This is a genomic window from Nostoc sp. DedQUE09 (genome assembly GCF_034530915.1).
Lineage (GTDB): Bacteria > Cyanobacteriota > Cyanobacteriia > Cyanobacteriales > Nostocaceae > Nostoc.
On the sequence record NZ_JAVRCE010000053.1, the window covers coordinates 19514 to 37793 of the forward strand.

The 18280-nt window shown below is 40.0% G+C and carries 18 protein-coding genes; 9 read left to right on the forward strand and 9 right to left on the reverse strand.

What is annotated here, in order from left to right; translation table 11 throughout:
• The first annotated feature begins 1 nt into the window (after position 1).
• From RMY27_RS26170 to RMY27_RS26180, 3 genes are read left to right on the forward strand one after another with little or no spacing between them, the layout of a single operon-like run.
• Positions 2-580 carry an O-methyltransferase gene (locus RMY27_RS26170; RefSeq protein WP_322667789.1) on the forward strand — a complete coding sequence of 193 codons (579 nt, stop codon included), beginning with the start codon at positions 2-4 and terminating at the stop codon, positions 578-580.
• A 7-nt stretch (positions 581-587) separates the two neighbouring features.
• On the forward strand, positions 588-1196 hold the full coding sequence (locus RMY27_RS26175; protein ID WP_322667790.1) for a histidine phosphatase family protein: 609 nt from the start codon (positions 588-590) through the stop codon (positions 1194-1196).
• A 2-nt stretch (positions 1197-1198) separates the two neighbouring features.
• Entirely contained in the window at positions 1199-1762 is a 564-nt protein-coding gene (locus RMY27_RS26180; RefSeq protein ID WP_322667791.1) for an NUDIX hydrolase, read from the forward strand.
• Between the two features lie 87 nt (positions 1763-1849).
• Here RMY27_RS26180 and RMY27_RS26185 read toward each other — a convergent pair whose 3' ends face one another.
• The 3 genes from RMY27_RS26185 to RMY27_RS26195 are packed head-to-tail and all read right to left on the reverse strand — an operon-like array spanning position 1850 to position 3279.
• Positions 1850-2344 (reverse strand): GNAT family N-acetyltransferase, encoded by a 495-nt coding sequence (locus RMY27_RS26185; RefSeq protein WP_322667792.1) that lies wholly within the window; start codon positions 2342-2344, stop codon positions 1850-1852.
• Positions 2334-2990, reverse strand: coding sequence for a glutathione S-transferase family protein (locus RMY27_RS26190; protein ID WP_322667793.1), 657 nt, complete (start codon positions 2988-2990; stop codon positions 2334-2336). Before RMY27_RS26190 ends, RMY27_RS26185 begins: the two co-directional genes overlap by 11 nt.
• 4 nt (positions 2991-2994) lie before the next feature.
• On the reverse strand, positions 2995-3279 hold the full coding sequence (locus tag RMY27_RS26195) for a hypothetical protein (RefSeq protein ID WP_322667794.1): 285 nt from the start codon (positions 3277-3279) through the stop codon (positions 2995-2997).
• A 177-nt stretch (positions 3280-3456) separates the two neighbouring features.
• Here RMY27_RS26195 and RMY27_RS26200 point away from each other — a divergent pair, with 177 nt between their 5' ends.
• Entirely contained in the window at positions 3457-4350 is an 894-nt protein-coding gene (locus RMY27_RS26200; RefSeq protein ID WP_322667795.1) for a LysR family transcriptional regulator, read from the forward strand.
• A 66-nt stretch (positions 4351-4416) separates the two neighbouring features.
• Here RMY27_RS26200 and RMY27_RS26205 read toward each other — a convergent pair whose 3' ends face one another.
• Positions 4417-5058 carry a transaldolase family protein gene (locus tag RMY27_RS26205; protein WP_322667796.1) on the reverse strand — a complete coding sequence of 214 codons (642 nt, stop codon included), beginning with the start codon at positions 5056-5058 and terminating at the stop codon, positions 4417-4419.
• A gap of 136 nt (positions 5059-5194) precedes the next feature.
• A complete protein-coding gene (rbsK, locus tag RMY27_RS26210) occupies positions 5195-6136 on the reverse strand; it encodes a ribokinase (protein WP_322667797.1) in 942 nt (313 codons plus the stop codon).
• Positions 6137-6637: 501 nt separating this feature from the next.
• On the opposite strand from rbsK, the gene RMY27_RS26215 reads away from it, so the two are divergent.
• Positions 6638-7900, forward strand: coding sequence for a patatin-like phospholipase family protein (locus RMY27_RS26215; RefSeq protein WP_322667798.1), 1263 nt, complete (start codon positions 6638-6640; stop codon positions 7898-7900).
• 190 nt (positions 7901-8090) lie between these two features.
• On the opposite strand, the gene RMY27_RS26220 is transcribed toward RMY27_RS26215, so the two are convergent.
• A complete protein-coding gene (locus tag RMY27_RS26220; RefSeq protein WP_322667799.1) occupies positions 8091-9287 on the reverse strand; it encodes a cysteine desulfurase family protein in 1197 nt (398 codons plus the stop codon).
• Positions 9288-9503: 216 nt separating this feature from the next.
• Here RMY27_RS26220 and RMY27_RS26225 point away from each other — a divergent pair, with 216 nt between their 5' ends.
• A complete protein-coding gene (locus RMY27_RS26225) occupies positions 9504-11135 on the forward strand; it encodes a phospholipase D-like domain-containing protein (protein ID WP_322667800.1) in 1632 nt (543 codons plus the stop codon).
• An 82-nt stretch (positions 11136-11217) separates the two neighbouring features.
• Here the strand turns inward: RMY27_RS26225 and RMY27_RS26230 are convergent, their stop codons facing one another.
• Positions 11218-12294, reverse strand: a complete 1077-nt coding sequence (locus RMY27_RS26230; RefSeq protein ID WP_322667818.1) for a glycosyltransferase family 4 protein — start codon at positions 12292-12294, stop codon at positions 11218-11220.
• Positions 12295-13063: 769 nt separating this feature from the next.
• Between RMY27_RS26230 and RMY27_RS26235 the strand changes: the two genes are divergently transcribed.
• From RMY27_RS26235 to RMY27_RS26245, 3 genes are all read left to right on the forward strand, one after another.
• Positions 13064-13873 (forward strand): ABC transporter permease, encoded by an 810-nt coding sequence (locus RMY27_RS26235; RefSeq protein ID WP_322667801.1) that lies wholly within the window; start codon positions 13064-13066, stop codon positions 13871-13873.
• 325 nt (positions 13874-14198) lie between these two features.
• A complete protein-coding gene (locus RMY27_RS26240) occupies positions 14199-16040 on the forward strand; it encodes a bifunctional serine/threonine-protein kinase/formylglycine-generating enzyme family protein (RefSeq protein ID WP_322667802.1) in 1842 nt (613 codons plus the stop codon).
• A 24-nt stretch (positions 16041-16064) separates the two neighbouring features.
• Positions 16065-16526, forward strand: coding sequence for a hypothetical protein (locus RMY27_RS26245; protein WP_322667803.1), 462 nt, complete (start codon positions 16065-16067; stop codon positions 16524-16526).
• 317 nt (positions 16527-16843) lie between these two features.
• Here the strand turns inward: RMY27_RS26245 and RMY27_RS26250 are convergent, their stop codons facing one another.
• Both RMY27_RS26250 and RMY27_RS26255 read right to left on the reverse strand, forming a co-directional pair.
• On the reverse strand, positions 16844-17398 hold the full coding sequence (locus RMY27_RS26250) for a pyridoxamine 5'-phosphate oxidase family protein (protein ID WP_322667804.1): 555 nt from the start codon (positions 17396-17398) through the stop codon (positions 16844-16846).
• Positions 17399-17523: 125 nt separating this feature from the next.
• Positions 17524-18048, reverse strand: coding sequence for a DUF937 domain-containing protein (locus RMY27_RS26255; RefSeq protein WP_322667805.1), 525 nt, complete (start codon positions 18046-18048; stop codon positions 17524-17526).
• Between the last annotated feature and the right edge of the window lie 232 nt (positions 18049-18280).

Genomic DNA, 18280 nt, shown 5'->3' on the forward strand with positions numbered 1-18280 from the left:
CATGACAACTTATCCCGTCGCCTCTAGTCCATCATTAGTGCAGCAGGCCGAATCTCTAGCTGCACAACTTGAGTTTACCCAATCCTCACTTCCAGAAGTTGGTCGCCTGTTGCATGTCCTCACCAGCCACATCACACAGGGTCAAATTGGCGAGATTGGTAGCGGGTGTGGGGTTGGTGCAGCGTGGATTGTGAGCGCATTACACCCAAATAGTACATTCATTACTATTGAAAGCGATCGCGATCGTGCCAAAGTTGTGCAACAGCTATTTACTGATAAGTCTAATGTCCGCGCACTTCAAGGCGACTGGCGCGACTTGCTCACCTACGCTCCCTTTGATTTGTTATTTGCCGATGGCGGAAAGGCAAAACTTACAGAACCTCAGACATTAATCACAGCACTCAAACCTGGAGGCTTCATCTTACTAGACGATCTCACACCCGAAGAATACTGGCCACCAGAATGGCACGGACGTACAGATCCAATCAGGGAATTTTGGCTCAAAGATCCTCAGATTGCCGCCACAGAAATCCGCGTGACAGCAAAAAATGCAGTAATTTTAGCAACGCGCATCCAATGAATTATTTATGAATGCGACTTTCAATAAAAATAGTGTGCAAAAATTAATTCTGGTTAGACATTCGCTTCCAGAGAAAATAGCAAAATTGCCTGCTAGAGACTGGCCATTATCAGCAGAAGGACGAGAACGCTCAGAGTTGTTAGCGCAAAGGTTAGCAAATTTCCAACCAAGTACTATAACTGCTAGCAATGAGCCAAAAGCTATAGAAACTGCCCAAATTATTGCCCAGAAATTTAATCAATCAGTTGAAGTTTTTGCAGGATTAAATGAACATAACCGTAGTAATCTTAGTTTTATAGAAGAAAAAAAGTTTATTGAAACCCTGACTGCTTTTTTCACTAAACCAGATGAATTGGTGATGGGATTGGAAACAGCAACGCAAGCTCATCAACGCTTCCAGCAAGCTGTAGAAAATATTATTGCTAAAACTCCAACTGGTGATGTAATGATTGTGTCGCACGGCACTGTTATGACGCTGTTTATTGCTGCTTTTACTGGCAAACAACCATTTCATTTCTGGCAGCAACTTGAGCATCCAATGGCTATAGTACTAGCTTTACCAAATCTAAAATTACTAGAAATAATTACTGTAAAAAGCAGAGAAATAGAGGTTTAAATATGGGAAATTCATTTGATTGGATTGTATTAAAATCTAGACATATAGTAAAAGACAAATGGATTTCAGTACGCTCTGATACTTGCCAAATGCCTAATGGAACAATAGTTGATCCCTATTATGTTCTGGAATATCCAACATGGGTAAATGTTGTAGCTTTAACAAAAAATCAAGAAATTGTATTAGTAAAGCAATATCGTTATGGCATTAACAAAACAGTTTTAGAATTACCTGGTGGTTCTATGGAAGTAGAAGATACTTCACCATTGGAAGCGGCAAAACGTGAGTTATTAGAAGAATCAGGATATACAAGCAATAATTTTATTGAAACGGCTATACTCTCACCGAATTCAGCAACTCACAATAATCTAATTCATTGCTTTTTAGCAATAGATGTGGAATGTGTAGCTGATTTAAAGTTAGACGTAACAGAACAAATTGATGTAGTTTTATTACCCCTAGAAAAGGTAATTGAAGGTATTGAAAATGGTATATTACTGCAAACATTACATATTAGTTCATTATTCTTTGCTCTAAAAAAACTTGATAAAGTGCAATTTACTTAGCCATCTAGCTAGAGTTATCTTTGTCAATAACTTCACTAATGCATTAGATTCTTCTGATTCCTTATGTCAAGCCTGATTGAGATGCTCTTACCCTGCTAAACGACATACTTTTACTTTATTCATAATCTTTGCACCTATTCTTTCATAAAAATTGATTCCACGCTCGTTAGACACAGCTACAGTCCAATCGATTCTGCCACAACCATTTTCTTTGGCAATCTGGCGCAAGCGTAGCATGAGTGCTTCACCAACTCGGTGGCTTCGATATTCAGCTTTGACATATAAATCATCAAGCCAAATTCCCGGTTTTGCTAAAAAAGTTGAATAGATAAAGTGATAAGTTGCCAACCCAATAGTATCGCCATTAACCTCAGCCAAAAGAACAAAAGCAAGAGGCGTTTCTCCAAATAAATCAATTTCTAGTTTTTGAGGAGTTGCTTCTACAGATTCAGGACAACCATCAAATTCGGCTTTCAAGTAAATCAATTCCATAATGGCAGGAATATCCGTTTGGTTTGCATCTCTAATTAGAATATTTCTGCCCTTTATGTTCTCCATATTTGCTATTTCACTAAAACTCATATTGGGGAATAACTTCTGTCTCATTCTTTGCTGCATTTATCCACTCTTGCATTGCTGCAAGTGCCAAAACTGACTCCGCATAATCTCTAGAAATAGTATCTAACTGCACATCATAGGCAATAAATCGCAGGACAACTGGAGCAAAAAATGCATCAGCAATTGTGAAATTGCCAAACAAAAAATTGCCAACATTCCTAAATTTTTGACGTGATTCTTGCCAGATGCTAGTAATACGGTCAATGTCTTGTTGTACGCCAGGTTCTAAACCTTTACCAGGATATTTAGTACGGCAGTTCATCGGCATATTCTGACGCAAGTTTTGAAATCCTGAGTGCATTTCTGCACTGACAGAACGAGCTAATGCTCTTGCAGCCTTATCCTCTGGCCACCATTGCAGGGTTGGAAAAGTTTCAGCTAGATATTCACAAATAGCAAGAGAATCCCACACTGTTTGCGTATCGTGCAATAACACAGGTACTTTTCCTGATGATGAATATTGCCGAACCTTTGCTGAAAAATCTGGGTCGTTATAGAGAGGAATCCGAATCTCATTGAATTCCAAACCGAATTGCTTCATCGCTAACCAAGGACGAAGTGACCAAGATGAATAATTTTTGTTGCCGATTACCAAAGTAAGTTGTGTCATGTTTTTAATACCGATAAAGTTGTTCAATCCACATAAACACATCAGTTTCGGAACCAGAAGAAAAAGATTTTCCGGTTGCCGGGTCGTAAGCTTGCCAATAGATATTACCGTGGCGGTCAACCTTTTGCCAAACTTGTAATTCATTAGGATCGGCTAGCAGTTTTTTGACAAAATTTTCCCAAATCAGATGCAGAGATTTCCATAAGTTTGAATGGATTTTTTTCTGGAATGACGGACTACAATTTATTTCTATATCTTCTGTTGATAGACATCTAATGTTATTGTTCATAAAATTATTCCTGAAAGTTGCTCAGTAAATAAAACAGTAACAACATCTCAGTTAGGAATCAAATCATGGCTTGTATAGGTTCTATAAATGGGATTTATAGATATGAAAAATCACTAATACAACCTTTTTGCCACAATGAAGTCAGGATGTGTATACCCTTGTTCTCATCAATTGCCTATGAAACTCTCCCAACTCCGAGCCATAGTTGCAGTCGCAGATTGTGGTAATTTTAGTGAGGCAGCCTTAGAATTGCAGCTTTCCCAGCCTGCAATTAGTCATGCGATCGCCACCCTAGAAGAAGAATTAGGTGTACCATTATTTGCGAGAGGTCGTCACGGTGCTGTACTTACACCTGCTGGAGAGCGCATTTTGTATCATGCGCGTCAAGCAATGCAGCATTTAAAAATGATGCAACACGAAGCAAACTTGCATAAAGGTTTACATGGTGGTCATGTGCGAATTGCGGCTTTTCGGAGCGTTGCTACTCATTTATTACCGAAAGCGATCGCTCAATTTCACAATCAATTCCCAGAAATTGCTGTCACAATCATAGAGTGTGCTGCTTTCACAGATGTAGAGCAGTGTTTGCATGATGGACGTGCCGATATTGGTATTACCTGTCTGCCAACTGGTGAAGAATTTGAAACCTGGGAAATTTTTCGGGATGAGTATGTAGCTTTACTACCACCAGATAGCAAAATTAGCAGTTCGCAAATTACTTGGGAAGACATAGCAGCCTATCCGCCGGTTTTGCTTCCTTGTACACCCTGTGGACGCATTCTTCACAACCACCTGAAAACTTTGGCAATTCCAATCCATACTGCTACCGACATTCAAGAAGATTCCACAGTCGTTAGTATGGTGAATCAAGGACTGAGAGCAGCTATTATGCCTCGTTTAGCAGCTGTACCCATTCCACCAAAGGTGCAGGTATACAGTTTACCTGCACCGCTTGAAAGAGTCATTGCAACTGCAACTTTATCTAATGCTCTGCAAGTACCTGCGGTATTCACCTTTTTGGAAATGTTGAGTAAATTTGATTTTTATAGTTTAGCTAAATTCACTTATTGAACACATCCAAATTACGAACTTGTATTGAGCGTCTTGCCTTGAGCGAAGTCGAAAGGAGCCGAAATATTACGCATTAGTTAAACCGATGCCTCCTTTAGCGAATTCTTCAACAGTTTTTTGGGAGAATTCATGAGTTGCGATCGCCTGCAACATTGCCAATGGTAAAGTTAAATGATCCGCCCCGGCTTGTAACGATGCGGCTGCTTCTTCAGGAGATTTGATACTAGCTGCCAAGATTTCCATATCACTGCCTTTGAGTACGCTAGCCATATCCCTCACCAAAGCAATACCATCACCTAACAATCGAGTAGCTCGATTTACATAAGCTATGGCAATTTTAGCTCCTGCTTCTCTTGCTACTGCTGCCTGTGCTGCACTATAAATCGCTGTCACTGAACAGGTAATTTCTGGTGATAGACTCGCTACCACTTCAAACCCTAACGGTGTTGCGGGAATCTTCAAAATTGTTTGTGAACCAATAATCTCGAAAGCTTTTCTACCTTCAGCTAGCATCCCAGCTTTATCAGATGCCATAAGTTGATAATATAACGGGCCATTTGTCAAGGAAACCAATTTTTTGAGCGTGGTTTCTGGTGGAGTATCGCTTTGAGATAACAGCGTGGGATTTGTTGTAATACCTTTTACCCATCCCCAAAGCTTAACAACTTCAGCTTCCGATGCGATCGCTGAGTCTAGATATAGTGCCATACTTAATTCCTCACTTTTACTATCTGCATTTCTCCTGCTATACACCCTACATCGTTCAGAAGCTCTGTACTGAATATTTCTGCCAATCCCTATCAGATAAGCATTTTATTTGTTGATTCTATACTTTTTTAAATACCTACCCTTGCAAGCCACTATCCATTCCCCTTTCCTGAAGAAATGCATCAAATGTAAACCTATCCGGTAGCGAAGTTTGTGCGCCTGGTTTTGTCGCTGTCAAAGCACCTGCTGCTGCACCCCAGACAACTGCTTGATGTAAGGAAAGTCCTTCAAAAAGTGCCGCCGCTAAACCACCATTAAAAGCATCGCCTGCGGCTACTGTGTCAACTGCATGAACTGAAAACGCAGGTACAAAAAACTTTTCTTCAGCAGTAGCACAAAAAACACCCTTAGCACCTAGTTTGACGATCGCACATTTCACACCCCGTTGCAATAAAACCGCAGCTGCTTTAGCGGCTTGTTCCTCACCATTCACAGGAAAACCCACCAATTGCGCTGCTTCAACTTCATTCGGTGTAATAATGTCTACCAATGGATACAATTCATCTGGTAAATTAGATTGTGCGGGTGCGGGGTCAAAAATCACTTTTATGTTTGCACCTTTTGCGGCTTTAGCAGCAGCAATCACGGCAGTAATCGGAATTTCTAGTTGTAAAAGTAGTGCTGTAGCTTCTGGTAATAAGTGGGATAATCGCTCTATATCTTCTTGATTGACGCGCCCATTTGCACCAGGAATGACGACGATTTGATTTTCACCAGTATGACTCACGGTGATAATAGCGACTCCAGAACTTACAGTTTTATCTACAAAAATGTTATCAGTCTGCACACCAGATGCTTGCAAATTGTTAACAAGTTCCGTACCAAAATCGTCTGCGCCTACACGCCCCACTATCTGGGTAGGAATGCCCAATTTTGCCAATGCTACGGCTTGATTGGCTCCTTTCCCTCCCGAAACTTTAAAAAAATCTTCTCCTAGTAACGTTTCTCCTGCAACTGGCAACCGGGGTGTTGTTGCTACCAAGTCTATATTGATGCTGCCGAAGACGATAATACTCATGATGCTGCTCTTAAAGTTATTTTGATTGATATTACAGGATGCGATGTCTACGACGGGTGGTTCCTGAGCGCAGCGTCTCCGATAGGAGAAGGGCTACGCCTACGCAAATATGTAAGTAAATTAGGGTTATGTGAAACGCCCGAAATGATCAATTCTCATAATTTACATCATGGTTAGTTGTACAGTGCTTAAGTGATAAACTCCTTTAACCCTTTTGGTGGTGTTGCTGATTATATGTATGAATTTTTTGTAGAAAGGCAAAATCATTGTGGTAAAAGCGTAAACTCTACGGACACAATACTTTTCGGATAAACCCAACAATCTCTTTTTTGGTTTGGGAGAAAGGTAAATTTAAACCTTTTCCCTTTCCCCTTTCCCCTTTAACCGAAAAGTATTGCTACGGACACTTGCTTCTCTTTTCTGACACACCGTGAAATTTTTCACCAATAACTGGGAACCATATAACCATTGTTTTAATGGTTGTCTTGTTAGGAGTAGGTTATGACATTCAAAATTCTCAGTTTAGATGGTGGTGGAATTCGTGGTGTAGTTTCAGTACAAATGCTCAAAGAGGTTGAAAGTCGAATCCAAGCAACTTACGGCTTAGAATTACACCAATACTTTGACATGATTACTGGTACTTCTACTGGTTCAATTATTGCTGCGGGACTGGCGAAAGGCTTAAATACCACTAAACTGCTGGAACTATATCAAACAAAAGCCAAGGATATCTTTCCGCAGCCAAGGAATTTTGAAAAACCTTGGCGATTTGTCAGAGATATATTTTCACCCAAATATTCTCATGATGGATTAGAGAATGCGCTTAAAGATGATTCTGCTTTGGGTGAAACTAAAATTGGCGAAATTACCAATACCATATTGTTGATTCTCGCCTATGATATGCGTTATCGCAACACAACTTTTTTCACCAATTTACATCCTGATTTGGGCGCTCAGTGGTACGATGGACTTCCACTCAAAGATATATGTATTAGTTCGGCATCAGCGCCAACTTTTTTCCCTCCACGCGAGTTAACAGCATCTAACGAACAGGTATTTGGTAAATGGTCATTCCCTCACATTGATGGTGGAGTTTGTGCTAATAATCCATCCTTGGCAGCAATTAGTCATGCTTTAAAAGTGAGTCGTTCTCGTAAACTATCGCCAGAAGATAAGAAAAAACATAATTTAGAGAATCTCAAGCTAGAGGATATTTCTGTACTTTCTATCGGTACGGGTAGAAGCGCGAACCCATTTGAATATGAAAAAATAAAAAAATGGCACAAATTAAGCTGGGTAGAACGGCTTGTGGATGTATTCATGGAGCCAACAGGTGAAATCAATGCTACGATTTGTCAAAATATCCTTGGAGGTTTTGAGTTAGGGCACTATCTCCGATTGGATTTTGATTTGAATGAGAGATACCAAATCTCAGCAAATGAAAATTATAAAATGACTCGTACTCTCATAGAAAAAAAAGAGGAAAGAAAAAATAAGTATTTAGTTAAAGCTGTAAATACAAACCCCAAAGAATACAAGAATTATGAGAAGGATATGCGTGTGAATGAAGAGATGGATGATTCCACAGATAAAAATATTACCACTTTGATTGCTACAGCTCAAGCTTTCATTGACTATGGTCTAATTTTTGAGTCTAGAGTATATGGTGAAGGGCCTCAAGTAAAAGAGGCAATTAGACAATTCATTGACAATAATCCTGTTACTCATACAATTACTAATCAGACCGAGGCGCTACCAGTTTGACATCGTTGCTAGGCAACTCTAGCAATCCTGAATCATTCCTGAAAAACAAGATATCCGACCTCTTTGATAAATCGGATATCTGCGGCTTAAAATTCTCACAAATCAAATCAGATTGCGATAAAAACAGAATTTGTTCTGAGGCGATCGCAGCAACAGTTGGCTCGCTGTTATATGACTCCTATTTGATTTTTTAAATATACTTAGGTTGCCCACTAAAAACTGGTGTTAACCTTTGCAAAACTTGCTTCAATACCATTACCGTCCAATCTATATCAGCTTCAGTCGTATCACGCCCCAAAGTTATACGAATTCCCCCCAAGGCAGCTTTTTCTGAATAACCCATCGCTAACAATATCGGGCTAGGGCTAAGTTTACCACTGTGACAAGCAGCACCAGCACTGATACCGATGCCAGCAAGGTTTAGCTGTCGCACCAAGGCTTTACCGCTAAGTTTTTCCCCGTCGGCGTATTCTAGGCACATACTGACATGGTGAGGTAAACGATCGCAAACATCCCCTGTAGGAATTAAACCAGGAATCTCAGCTAATTGGGCAAAAGCGCGATCGCGTAACTCAATTAATCGTGGTGTTTCTGTAGCTAATTCTTCGGCTGCTAATTCTGCTGCTACACCAAATCCGGCAATTATCGGTACTGCTTGCGTACCAGAACGCAGTCCCATTTCCTGTCCACCACCACCCAGTAAGGGCATCAACTCTACACCAGGACGCACATACAGCGCCCCTACACCTTGCGGCCCATATATTTTATGACTGGAAAGGCTAACTAAGTCTACAGGTAGTTGTTGCACATCTATGGGTAAGCGTCCCGCAGCTTGCACCGCATCTGTATGGAACAAAGCACCATGCGATGGCTCCGCCCGCCGCAGGCATCGCACTATCTTACCCAGTTCTGCGATCGGTTGCACAGTCCCAACTTCACTTTGACCGTAAATTATAGAAACTAAGGCTGTGTTATGTCGCAACGCCGCCTTTAAATCTAAGGGATTGACTCTGCCTTTAATATCTACAGATAAGCGCGTAACTTCCCAACCCCACATTTCTAGCAACCGCACTGTTTCAGAAATTGCGGAATGCTCAACACTGGAGATAATTAGATGTTGAGGTACAGCATATAACCGAGCTACACCCATAATTGCTAGATTATTTGCCTCAGTGCCACCAGAAGTAAAAACGATCGATTCAGGGGTAGCGGCGTTAATTAAACCAGCAACTTGGACTCTGGCTTGTTCTACAACCGTTGCTGCTCGTTGTCCCCACTCATGTAAACTGGAAGGATTGCCCCACTGTTGAGTGAGGACTGTTTGCATAACTGCGATCGCTTCTTTTCGAGTCGGAGTAGTGGCGCTGTAATCTAGATAAATTTGCATATAACCGATAATGGTGAGAACACACGTTGGTGATAAACTGCGGATTTGTCAGGATATACAGTTTTTGTGGACAAATCCTGAAAAAAATATCTGTAATTTTACATCTAACAGTGAATTTTTCCTTGACTTGGAAACTTATTTCTCTACTTAATTCAGACCACAAAATTTTGGGAATGATAAATATATCCACTCCCAATTCACTTTTAACAGATTACAGTGCAACTTATCTCTAGACAAAGATATTTTTTATATATCTTTTTACTGATATTCTCCCTCCCTGGTTGTCAACGAGTCCAATCCTACAATCAACGTCCAGCACCCTTACCACAAGACCCGTTAATTCAAGCTTACTTTAACCATTCTGAGTCTTCAGAATACCAAGAAGCTTACCGTCAGCAAACTCGCCTGGGGGATGATTTAGAAAAACAGATTGCGGATGCGATTACGAATGCTAAATCTACAGTAGATATAGCGGTGCAAGAATTACGTTTACCCAAGGTTGCCCAAGCATTGGTTGATAGACAAAAAGCTGGGGTAAAAGTCAGGATAATTTTAGAAAATATCTATAGCCGACCTTGGAGTAGCTTAACATCTGCTGAAGTAGGTAAGTTAGATAAAAGAGAACAAGAACGCTACAACGAATTTCGCCAATTTATTGATATTAATCAAGATAATCAACTTAGTCCAACCGAAATCAATCAAAGGGATGCTTTGATAATTTTGCAGAATGCCAAAATTCCCTGGCTAGACGATCGAGCAGATGGTTCAACGGGTAGCAGCTTGATGCATCATAAATTTGTGATTGTGGACAATCGCCTCGTAATTATCACTTCAGCTAATTTTACATTAAGTGATACTTCGGGTGATTTTACAAATTCTAGTAGTTTAGGCAATGCCAATAACTTATTGCAGATTGACAGCCCAGAATTAGCTGCTTTATTTACAGAAGAATTTAACATTATGTGGGGTGACGGGCCGGGAGGTCAAGCAGATAGTCGATTCGGTTTGCAAAAACCGATACGTTTACCTAAACAGATAACTTTGGGTAATACCAAAATTACTGTGCATTTTTCGCCTACTTCTCCAACTCAACCTTGGAATAACAGTAGTAACGGTTTAATTGGTAAAACTTTAGATTCAGCAACCAAATCTATTGATATGGCGTTATTTGTCTTTTCTGAACAGCCTCTTGCCAATATTTTAGAAAAACGCCATCAACAAAGTGTGCAAATTCGCGCTTTAATTGAACCACAATTTGCTTATCGTTCTTATAGCGAAGCCTTAGATATGATGGGGGTTGCTCTTAGTAATAAATGTAAATATGAAATTGACAATCATCCTTGGTCAAATCCAATTACTACCGTAGGTGTACCTGTATTACCCAAAGGCGATTTATTGCATCATAAATTTGGTGTTATTGATAGTCAAACAGTAATTACAGGTTCTCATAATTGGTCAGATGCTGCCAATAATGGTAACGATGAGACGCTTGTAGTGATTGAAAATCCGATAGTTGCTGCCCATTATGTGCGAGAATTTGCTCGTCTTTATACCAAAGTTAAACCCGGTTTACCACCAGCAATTCAAGAAAAAATCAAATTAGAACAAACACGGTGTCCTCAGATAAAAACTTCTTCATCAAGTGAGTTACAAGCGATTCAAAAAGTCAATATCAACACTGCAAGTTTAGAAGAATTAGCAACTCTCCCTGGCCTGGGTAAGAAGTTAGCACAGCGAATAATTATTAGTCGTCAGCAGCAAAAATTTACATCTTTACAAGACTTAGAACGAGTTCCAGGAGTGAGTGCTAGAACTTTAGAAAAATGGAGCGATAGCGTGACTTGGTAGGGTAGCACAGTTTTGTTACCCTACGAGAGTCTATATTCTACTTAGTTAATTAAAAAGATGTAAGATTACACAAATGCGATCGCTAGCTAGCTAAATCAACTAAACTGCGGAAATGCCCATTCTGAGAAAATCGTTCTGCTATTATTTGTTGATAAACCGCCTCATAGCCATCAGTCATGTGCTTAACGCTAAAAAAGTTTTCGACATAGCGACGACAGGCATAGCGGTCTAATTCTACGACGCGATCAATGGCACTGATGCACTCTTGAATATTATTGCAGAGGAAACCCGTCTTACCGTGGGAAACTACCTCTTCAGTAGACCCCAACTTCAGCGCAATCACTGGCGTACCTGAAGCCATTGACTCTACCATCACCAATCCAAAGGGTTCCCGCCAAGTGATGGGGAACAGAGTTGCGACTGCACCTCCCATCAGGTCATTTTTTTGAGCGTGGTTGGCTTCACCCAAATACTCAATTTGCTCTCCGTCAATATGTGGTTTAATTTCCTTCTCAAAGTATTCCACATCAACGACATCTATCTTACCCGCCATTTTTAAATGCCAACCAGCAAGTTTTGCAATTTCTATGGCTAAATGCACTCCCTTTTCTGGAGACATCCGGCCTAAAAATGCTAGGTAAGGAGGATTTTCTGGTTGGGAGTGAAACTTATAACTGCTAACATCAATCCCGTTGTAAACCGTCGCTATACAGTTCAACCCTAACCTTGCTTCTCGTTGTGAATTGGAAATACTGACGTAGGGTTGTTTTTTCGCAAAACTAAACATCTTTTCGTTGTCAGGGGTAAAAGTACCGTGCAACGTGTGAACTGTAGGAGTTTTTACTAGATTTGCATAAGGCAGTGCCCCATGACCAATATGGGAGTGGATAATATCAAACTCTTCTGCACGTTCATACACCGAAGCTAGATTTAGCATCTCGTAAATGCTGTAATCTTTGATTGTGCCATCGAGTCTGAGAGCGCGGGGATGAACTGAAATGAGTTTTGCCAGACTAATAGAATCTCCCGATGCAAATAAAGTTACTTCGTGTCCGCGTCGGACTAATTCATCGGTCAGCAACCCCACTACTAACTCTATGCCACCATAAGCTGGAGGTGGAACTCTTTCCCACAGTGGAGCTAATTGAGCAATTCGCATCATAAACCTCCTAAAAATCAAACTTGAATTAGAAGTTTTTTATTTCTGTTGTTTGAGTGCTTATAATTGATTCACTTGGCATCAATAAAGTAGCTTCAAATACTAAACTTCTTAACAACTCCCTTTAAATTTTATGCTCTTATTTATATATTTTTCATCTATCCTAGTACGGAAATTACCCACTCCTCAAGAGGTAAATACACTCTGATTTATTGTTTTTTAGTGTTTGGTGCAATTTTAAATATAGATTTTTTTACAGCCAATAATTTCCTAAAATCGTCAAAAATCAAGTTAAATGCTGATAATAGGCAGAAAAAGTCAGCTATTACCTATCAATTGTCCGATTTACAAATATTAATTAAAAAATAATTCATGTAGATACTTTTTGGGCGGCTTTCCGTACTCTCAATAATAATTTGTAGCCAACCAAAGGGTAAAGTCGGTAGCTTGAAATCAGAAGCAGCAATTTTTCTTATAAGTTCTATCCAAGTTCTTAAAGATAGCAATTAACTATTAGACATATTCAGAAATTAAATATGCGTTATCCAGAACCGTTATAGAGACATAGCAGTGCTACGTGTCTTTTTCGCCAGATGTCTAGGGCGAAAGTTTACCTACCTTATAACCAGTTGCTCAGAGAATTTATCTGATTAATTGAGATGCTATTGGATTCTCCACTAGTCAAAAAGGAAAGAAGATGTTAAATCATTGACTTATTACATAAAATATGATACTTTATATTGCTATCTAAGAAAAATCATATATAAACGTGAATATCTCTTCATCTCTTAAAAAACCGCGTGTCTCATGGCAAGCGGTTTTCTCACTGCTGATATTTGTGTTCATGTACCTGCCTATACTGGTACTTGGCTTTTATAGCTTCAATAAGTCGCCTTACAGTGCAACTTGGCAAGGATTCACCCTCGATTGGTATCGCAAGTTGTTCAGTGACGATCGCATCTTATCAGCTTTGCAAAACAGTATGATAGTTGCAGGTTGTGCCGTGGCAATTTCCGCAGTGCTGGGAACCTTGATGGCGGTAGGGTTGGCGCGTTACGAATTTCCTGGTAAAAAATTGTATCGGGGTATTGCTTACCTACCATTGATTATTCCTGATATTGCGATCGCAGTGGCTACCCTAGTATGTCTAGCAGCCTTTGCAATACCTTTGAGTTTGTGGACGATAGTTGCAGCCCATGTGGTGTTTTGTCTGGCCTACGTTGGGCTTGTAGTTGCTTCCCGACTGACTAATTTAGATCCTCACTTAGAAGAAGCAGCACTAGATTTAGGCGCGACACCAACCCAAGCTTTCATCAAAGTATTGCTACCTCAATTAATGCCTGGGATTGTTGCTGGTTGTCTCTTAGCTTTTGTTCTTAGCTTAGATGACTTTCTTATTGCTAGTTTTACTGCTGGTAGCGGTTCTAACACCCTACCAATGGAAATTTTTAGCCGGATTAGAACCGGAGTTAAACCTGATATTAATGCTCTGAGTGTAATGTTAATTTTAGCATCTGCGATCGTTGCCCTTGTAGCTGAATTAATTCGCGCTTCTGGAGAGAATAAAGCTTTTAAATAAGAGTCGCAATTGGCAATAAAAGTTACAGGTAGGTGATTTGGTTATTCGTGAACTTTTTTAGATAGTAAACAACAGTTATATTAAAATTTAGGGTGGATTACGGCAAGCCTAACGCCCGAATATTATGGCAATATGCCGTGCTTTCTGCTAACACAACGTCATAGTATAGATAAGTCAATAAAGATAATTAATTTATCCTTATGCCCTCGTGTGAAAGATAGTTTTAAGCACATGAATAAACTTCCGTGTTCGCTTCTCTACATAACTGCTTTCAATTAGATAATATTGGGGCTAACTTTGGAGAAGATGCTATTTCCCCCTCATTATGCAAATCTGCCAAAATCCCAATTGCTCAAATCCATTCAACTCTGATAGCAATAGATTTTGCGTGAGTTGCGGACAAAGCAACTTTGGCAAACTTCTCAGAAATCGTTACCGCGTATTAAGACTCTTAGGTGAAGGCGGATTTAGTAGAACATATTCTACAGAAGATGTAGACAGACTAAACGCCCCTTGCGTCATCAAGCAATTTTTCCCCCAATTTCAGGGAACAGGACAACGCACTAAAGCCGCAGAATTTTTCAAAGAAGAGGCTTTTAGATTGTATGAACTGGGAGAAAATCATACCCAAATTCCCAGATTACTAGCCTATTTTGAACAAGGTACTAGTTTGTATCTCGTACAAGAATTTATTCAAGGCAAAACTCTCTTACAAGAAGTTCAGCAACAAATTTATGGTGAACAAGAAATTTGGGAACTTTTAGCTGATTTATTGCCAGTACTGCAATTCATTCATACTCATAATGTCATTCATCGAGATATCAAACCAGAAAATATCATCCGCCGTGCAAGTGATGAAAAACCTGTATTAATTGACTTTGGTGGTGCTAAACAGGTAACACAAACTAGTATAGGAAGACAAGCTACGGTAATTTATACCCTTGGTTATGCCCCAACAGAACAAATGGCTGGATTTGCTTGTCACGGTAGTGATTTGTATGCTTTGGGTGTAACTTGTGTGCGTCTTTTAACTCAATGTTTGCCCTTGCAGGATGCTTCTGGACAGATTAATGACCCTATTTATGATGCCATGAGCGCTAAGTGGTTGTGGCGCGAACGTTTACAAGAAAAAGGTATTACTATCAGCGACGAATTAGGAAAAATTTTAGATAAATTACTCAAACATCTACCGAGTGAAAGGTATCAAACAGCAGTAGAAGTCATCAACGATGTAAAGTTCGCCACATCGAACATTGAACCTGTTGCCTTAAAAATTGTTTCGATGCCTCAACCTATATTATCGCCGCCACCACAAAAAGTAATCGTCCCATTGCCCCCATTAGAAACCTTTGAATTCGACGTAGTGACAGTAGACACAGGTGGCAGAGAAGTAAACCGCATGAGTGGTAACGCAAACTTCTTTGCTGAAGAATTAGGTAAGTCTGTCACATTAGAAATGGTATCGATTCCTGGTGGTACTTACATGATGGGTTCACCGGAATTTGAAGGAGATGCTGACGAACGCCCTCGACATCAAGTTACCGTTGAACCATTTTTTATGGGGAAATTTCCCGTAACTCAAGCACAGTGGAGAGTAGTAGCAGCTTTACCCAAAGTCAAACAAGCTTTAAATCCCCATCCATCGAAATTCAAGGGTCTAGATAGACCAGTAGAAAATGTATCTTGGTATGAGGCTGTAGAATTCTGTCTTAGGCTATCAGAAAAAACTGGACGCGACTATCGTTTACCGAGTGAAGCTGAATGGGAATATGCTTGTCGAGCCGGAACTACAACATCATTCCACTTTGGCGAAACCATTACCTCTGAGTTAGTCAGCTGCACTATGGAACAAAAAAGCAAATTCCGTAAAGAAACAACCAATGTCGGTAGTTTTGAAGTCGCCAATGCCTTTGGATTGTACGATATGCACGGGTTAGTTTGGGAATGGTGTGCTGATTCGTGGCATAACAATTACAACGATGCACCCTTAGATGGAACAGCTTGGGAAGTTGGCGGTGATATGAATCGTCGCGTGCTACGCGGTGGTTCTTGGAGTTTTAGTGCAGAACTGTGTCGCAGTGCTAGCCGTAGCTGGAATGAGTCAGACGGTGGACTGAGGGTTTGTGGCTTTAGAGTAGTATTTTCTGTAGAGGAGATTATTTTGTAATTTAATTACGAGGCTGTATAAATTATGAATAACAAAATTGAGAAAGGTGACATAGTAGTTATAAATAAAAATGGAAAATATCATCAGCAAGTAGGTGAAGTTAGTCAGATAGATTACAATATTTTCTTTGTCAAAATAGTTGTAGTAAAGTTAGGTAATCAAGAAGAAGCCTTTGAAGAAAAAGATTTACAATTACAAACTAAAAAGCCCAGCTTGCAAGAAATAATTGTATCAGTAGACAAAATTTTAGAACAAGTTACTCAGATTGCCCACTTGCCGACAAAAGAGAAAGTAGAGTTACCTAACCGTCTGAAATATCTGAAATTAGATATTCCTAAACTAGATAAGCAGTTGATTCAAAAAAACTTCGACACTATAGATAAAATACTCGCAGCAACAAGAGAAACAGACTCATCAGCAAGCTTTTGGCAGGAAATAGATCCTAATTTGAGGAAAATAAGCTGGTGGATTAGAACAAGTCTGTGAACTAAGAAGTAAATCAGCTTTCTCTGGTTCTCAGCTAGAGTCTGCGAATCAGGGTAAGAGCATCTCAATCAGGCTTGACATCAGGAATCAGAAGAATAAACTTCTTGCAAAAATCGTTGAATCACCCCTCTCCAACCCCCCCGTATGTATTGGAGAGGGAGCAAGATTTCAATTTTCCCCCCAATATATCGGGGGGATTAAGGGGGGGTCGATTCGACTTATGCAAGAGGTCTAATCTAATGTATTGTCAATGAAACAACTGAGAACCTGAATTATATAATATTATATGAATGAATAAAATAATCAATCAGGCAAAGTTAGGGTAATTTACTCAGTGGTGTCGCTAAACCGTCAATGCTGACAAGATTTTTATTTTGTTGATATTCTCGAACTCCCTCTTCGCCTTTTTTAGTAGCCCAGTTTACTAGAGTCTGGCGCTGACCTTGATATTCATAAAGTGGTACGCCAAAACCACAGGAAGTCTGAATTTTTTCAATGTCAGCGACGATAATTTGACGAGTTCCAGGTATTGGCAAAAATAGAGAATACAGGGAGTCCCACTCTGGAGAATTCGGTAAAATTGTGGTTCCTTGACCGTAAAGACGCAAGATACACGCGGGTTCTTGAAAGGCACAAAACATGAAGGTTATCCGCCCATTTTCTTGCAAATGGGCTGATGTTTCGTTACCATTACCTGTTAGGTCTAAATAACATACTCGGTTGGGAGACAGGATACGAAAGCAGTCCTGACCTTTAGGAGACAGGTTAACATGACCCGTGGGACTCAAAGGTGCAGAGCCAACAAAGAAAAGGTGTTGGGCAGCAATAAAGTCTTGCAGTTCTTCAGTAATAAAGTCAAACAATTTAGACATAGACTGTCTGATTTATATTTACAAATTGATTGTATTCTCAGCCTATGTCTTAGCTAAAAATCTAGCAAGGTATAATTACCGATGTCTGGTTTATCGCAAGGGAGTGGGGAGTTGGGAGAAAACTTTTACTGTCTCATATATCGACTAGCCATTTGGATGGCATCAGCAATATCGACATCACCATCACCATCAGCATCCAAGAAGGAATTTAGTACAGGATTTCCGCCAGCTTGGGGATTTTGAGTATTGGCACCTGATTGCAAAAACTTTAGCACCAAAGGTACTGCCAAAGGCAGCAATTGTTGAACGATACCAGCATCCAACCCAGTGCGCTGGGCAGCAACTTGAGCTACTTGCTGTTGTATCTGAGGAGAAAACAACGAATTGACGGCTTGGGGATTGGGAGAAGTACCAGCATATTGACTGACTAAATTTTGTGTGGCTTCATTACCATCTGTGGCTTGTTTGTTTTGTAAAGCAGAACGCACTTGACCACCCACAATTGACAAAACTGATTGGATGGTAGAAGGGTCTGTGCCTGTGCGATCGCTCAACTGCTGTACAGTATTAACAATGCTTCCTATTTGACTTAAGCTGCCCTGTTGATTGGGATTAGCAACGGCACCAAGAATTTGATCGAAAAGTCCCATAAGTTTGTTTCTCTCTTTGTTCTCAAAAACTTGCCAAAACTGGCTGGAAGTTTTTTGTGTACGCGGACTTTTTTTGTAAGTCTAATAAAAGATTAAAACACGCTAGCTCTAAATTTTAACAGTTACTAGCTCAAGTATGAGAAATCGCTCGAGCAATGACAAATTCTGTGCTTCGATTTAACTCAGACTGGCAAGTAATTTTACCCTAATGTTTTTCTACCACAATTTTAGA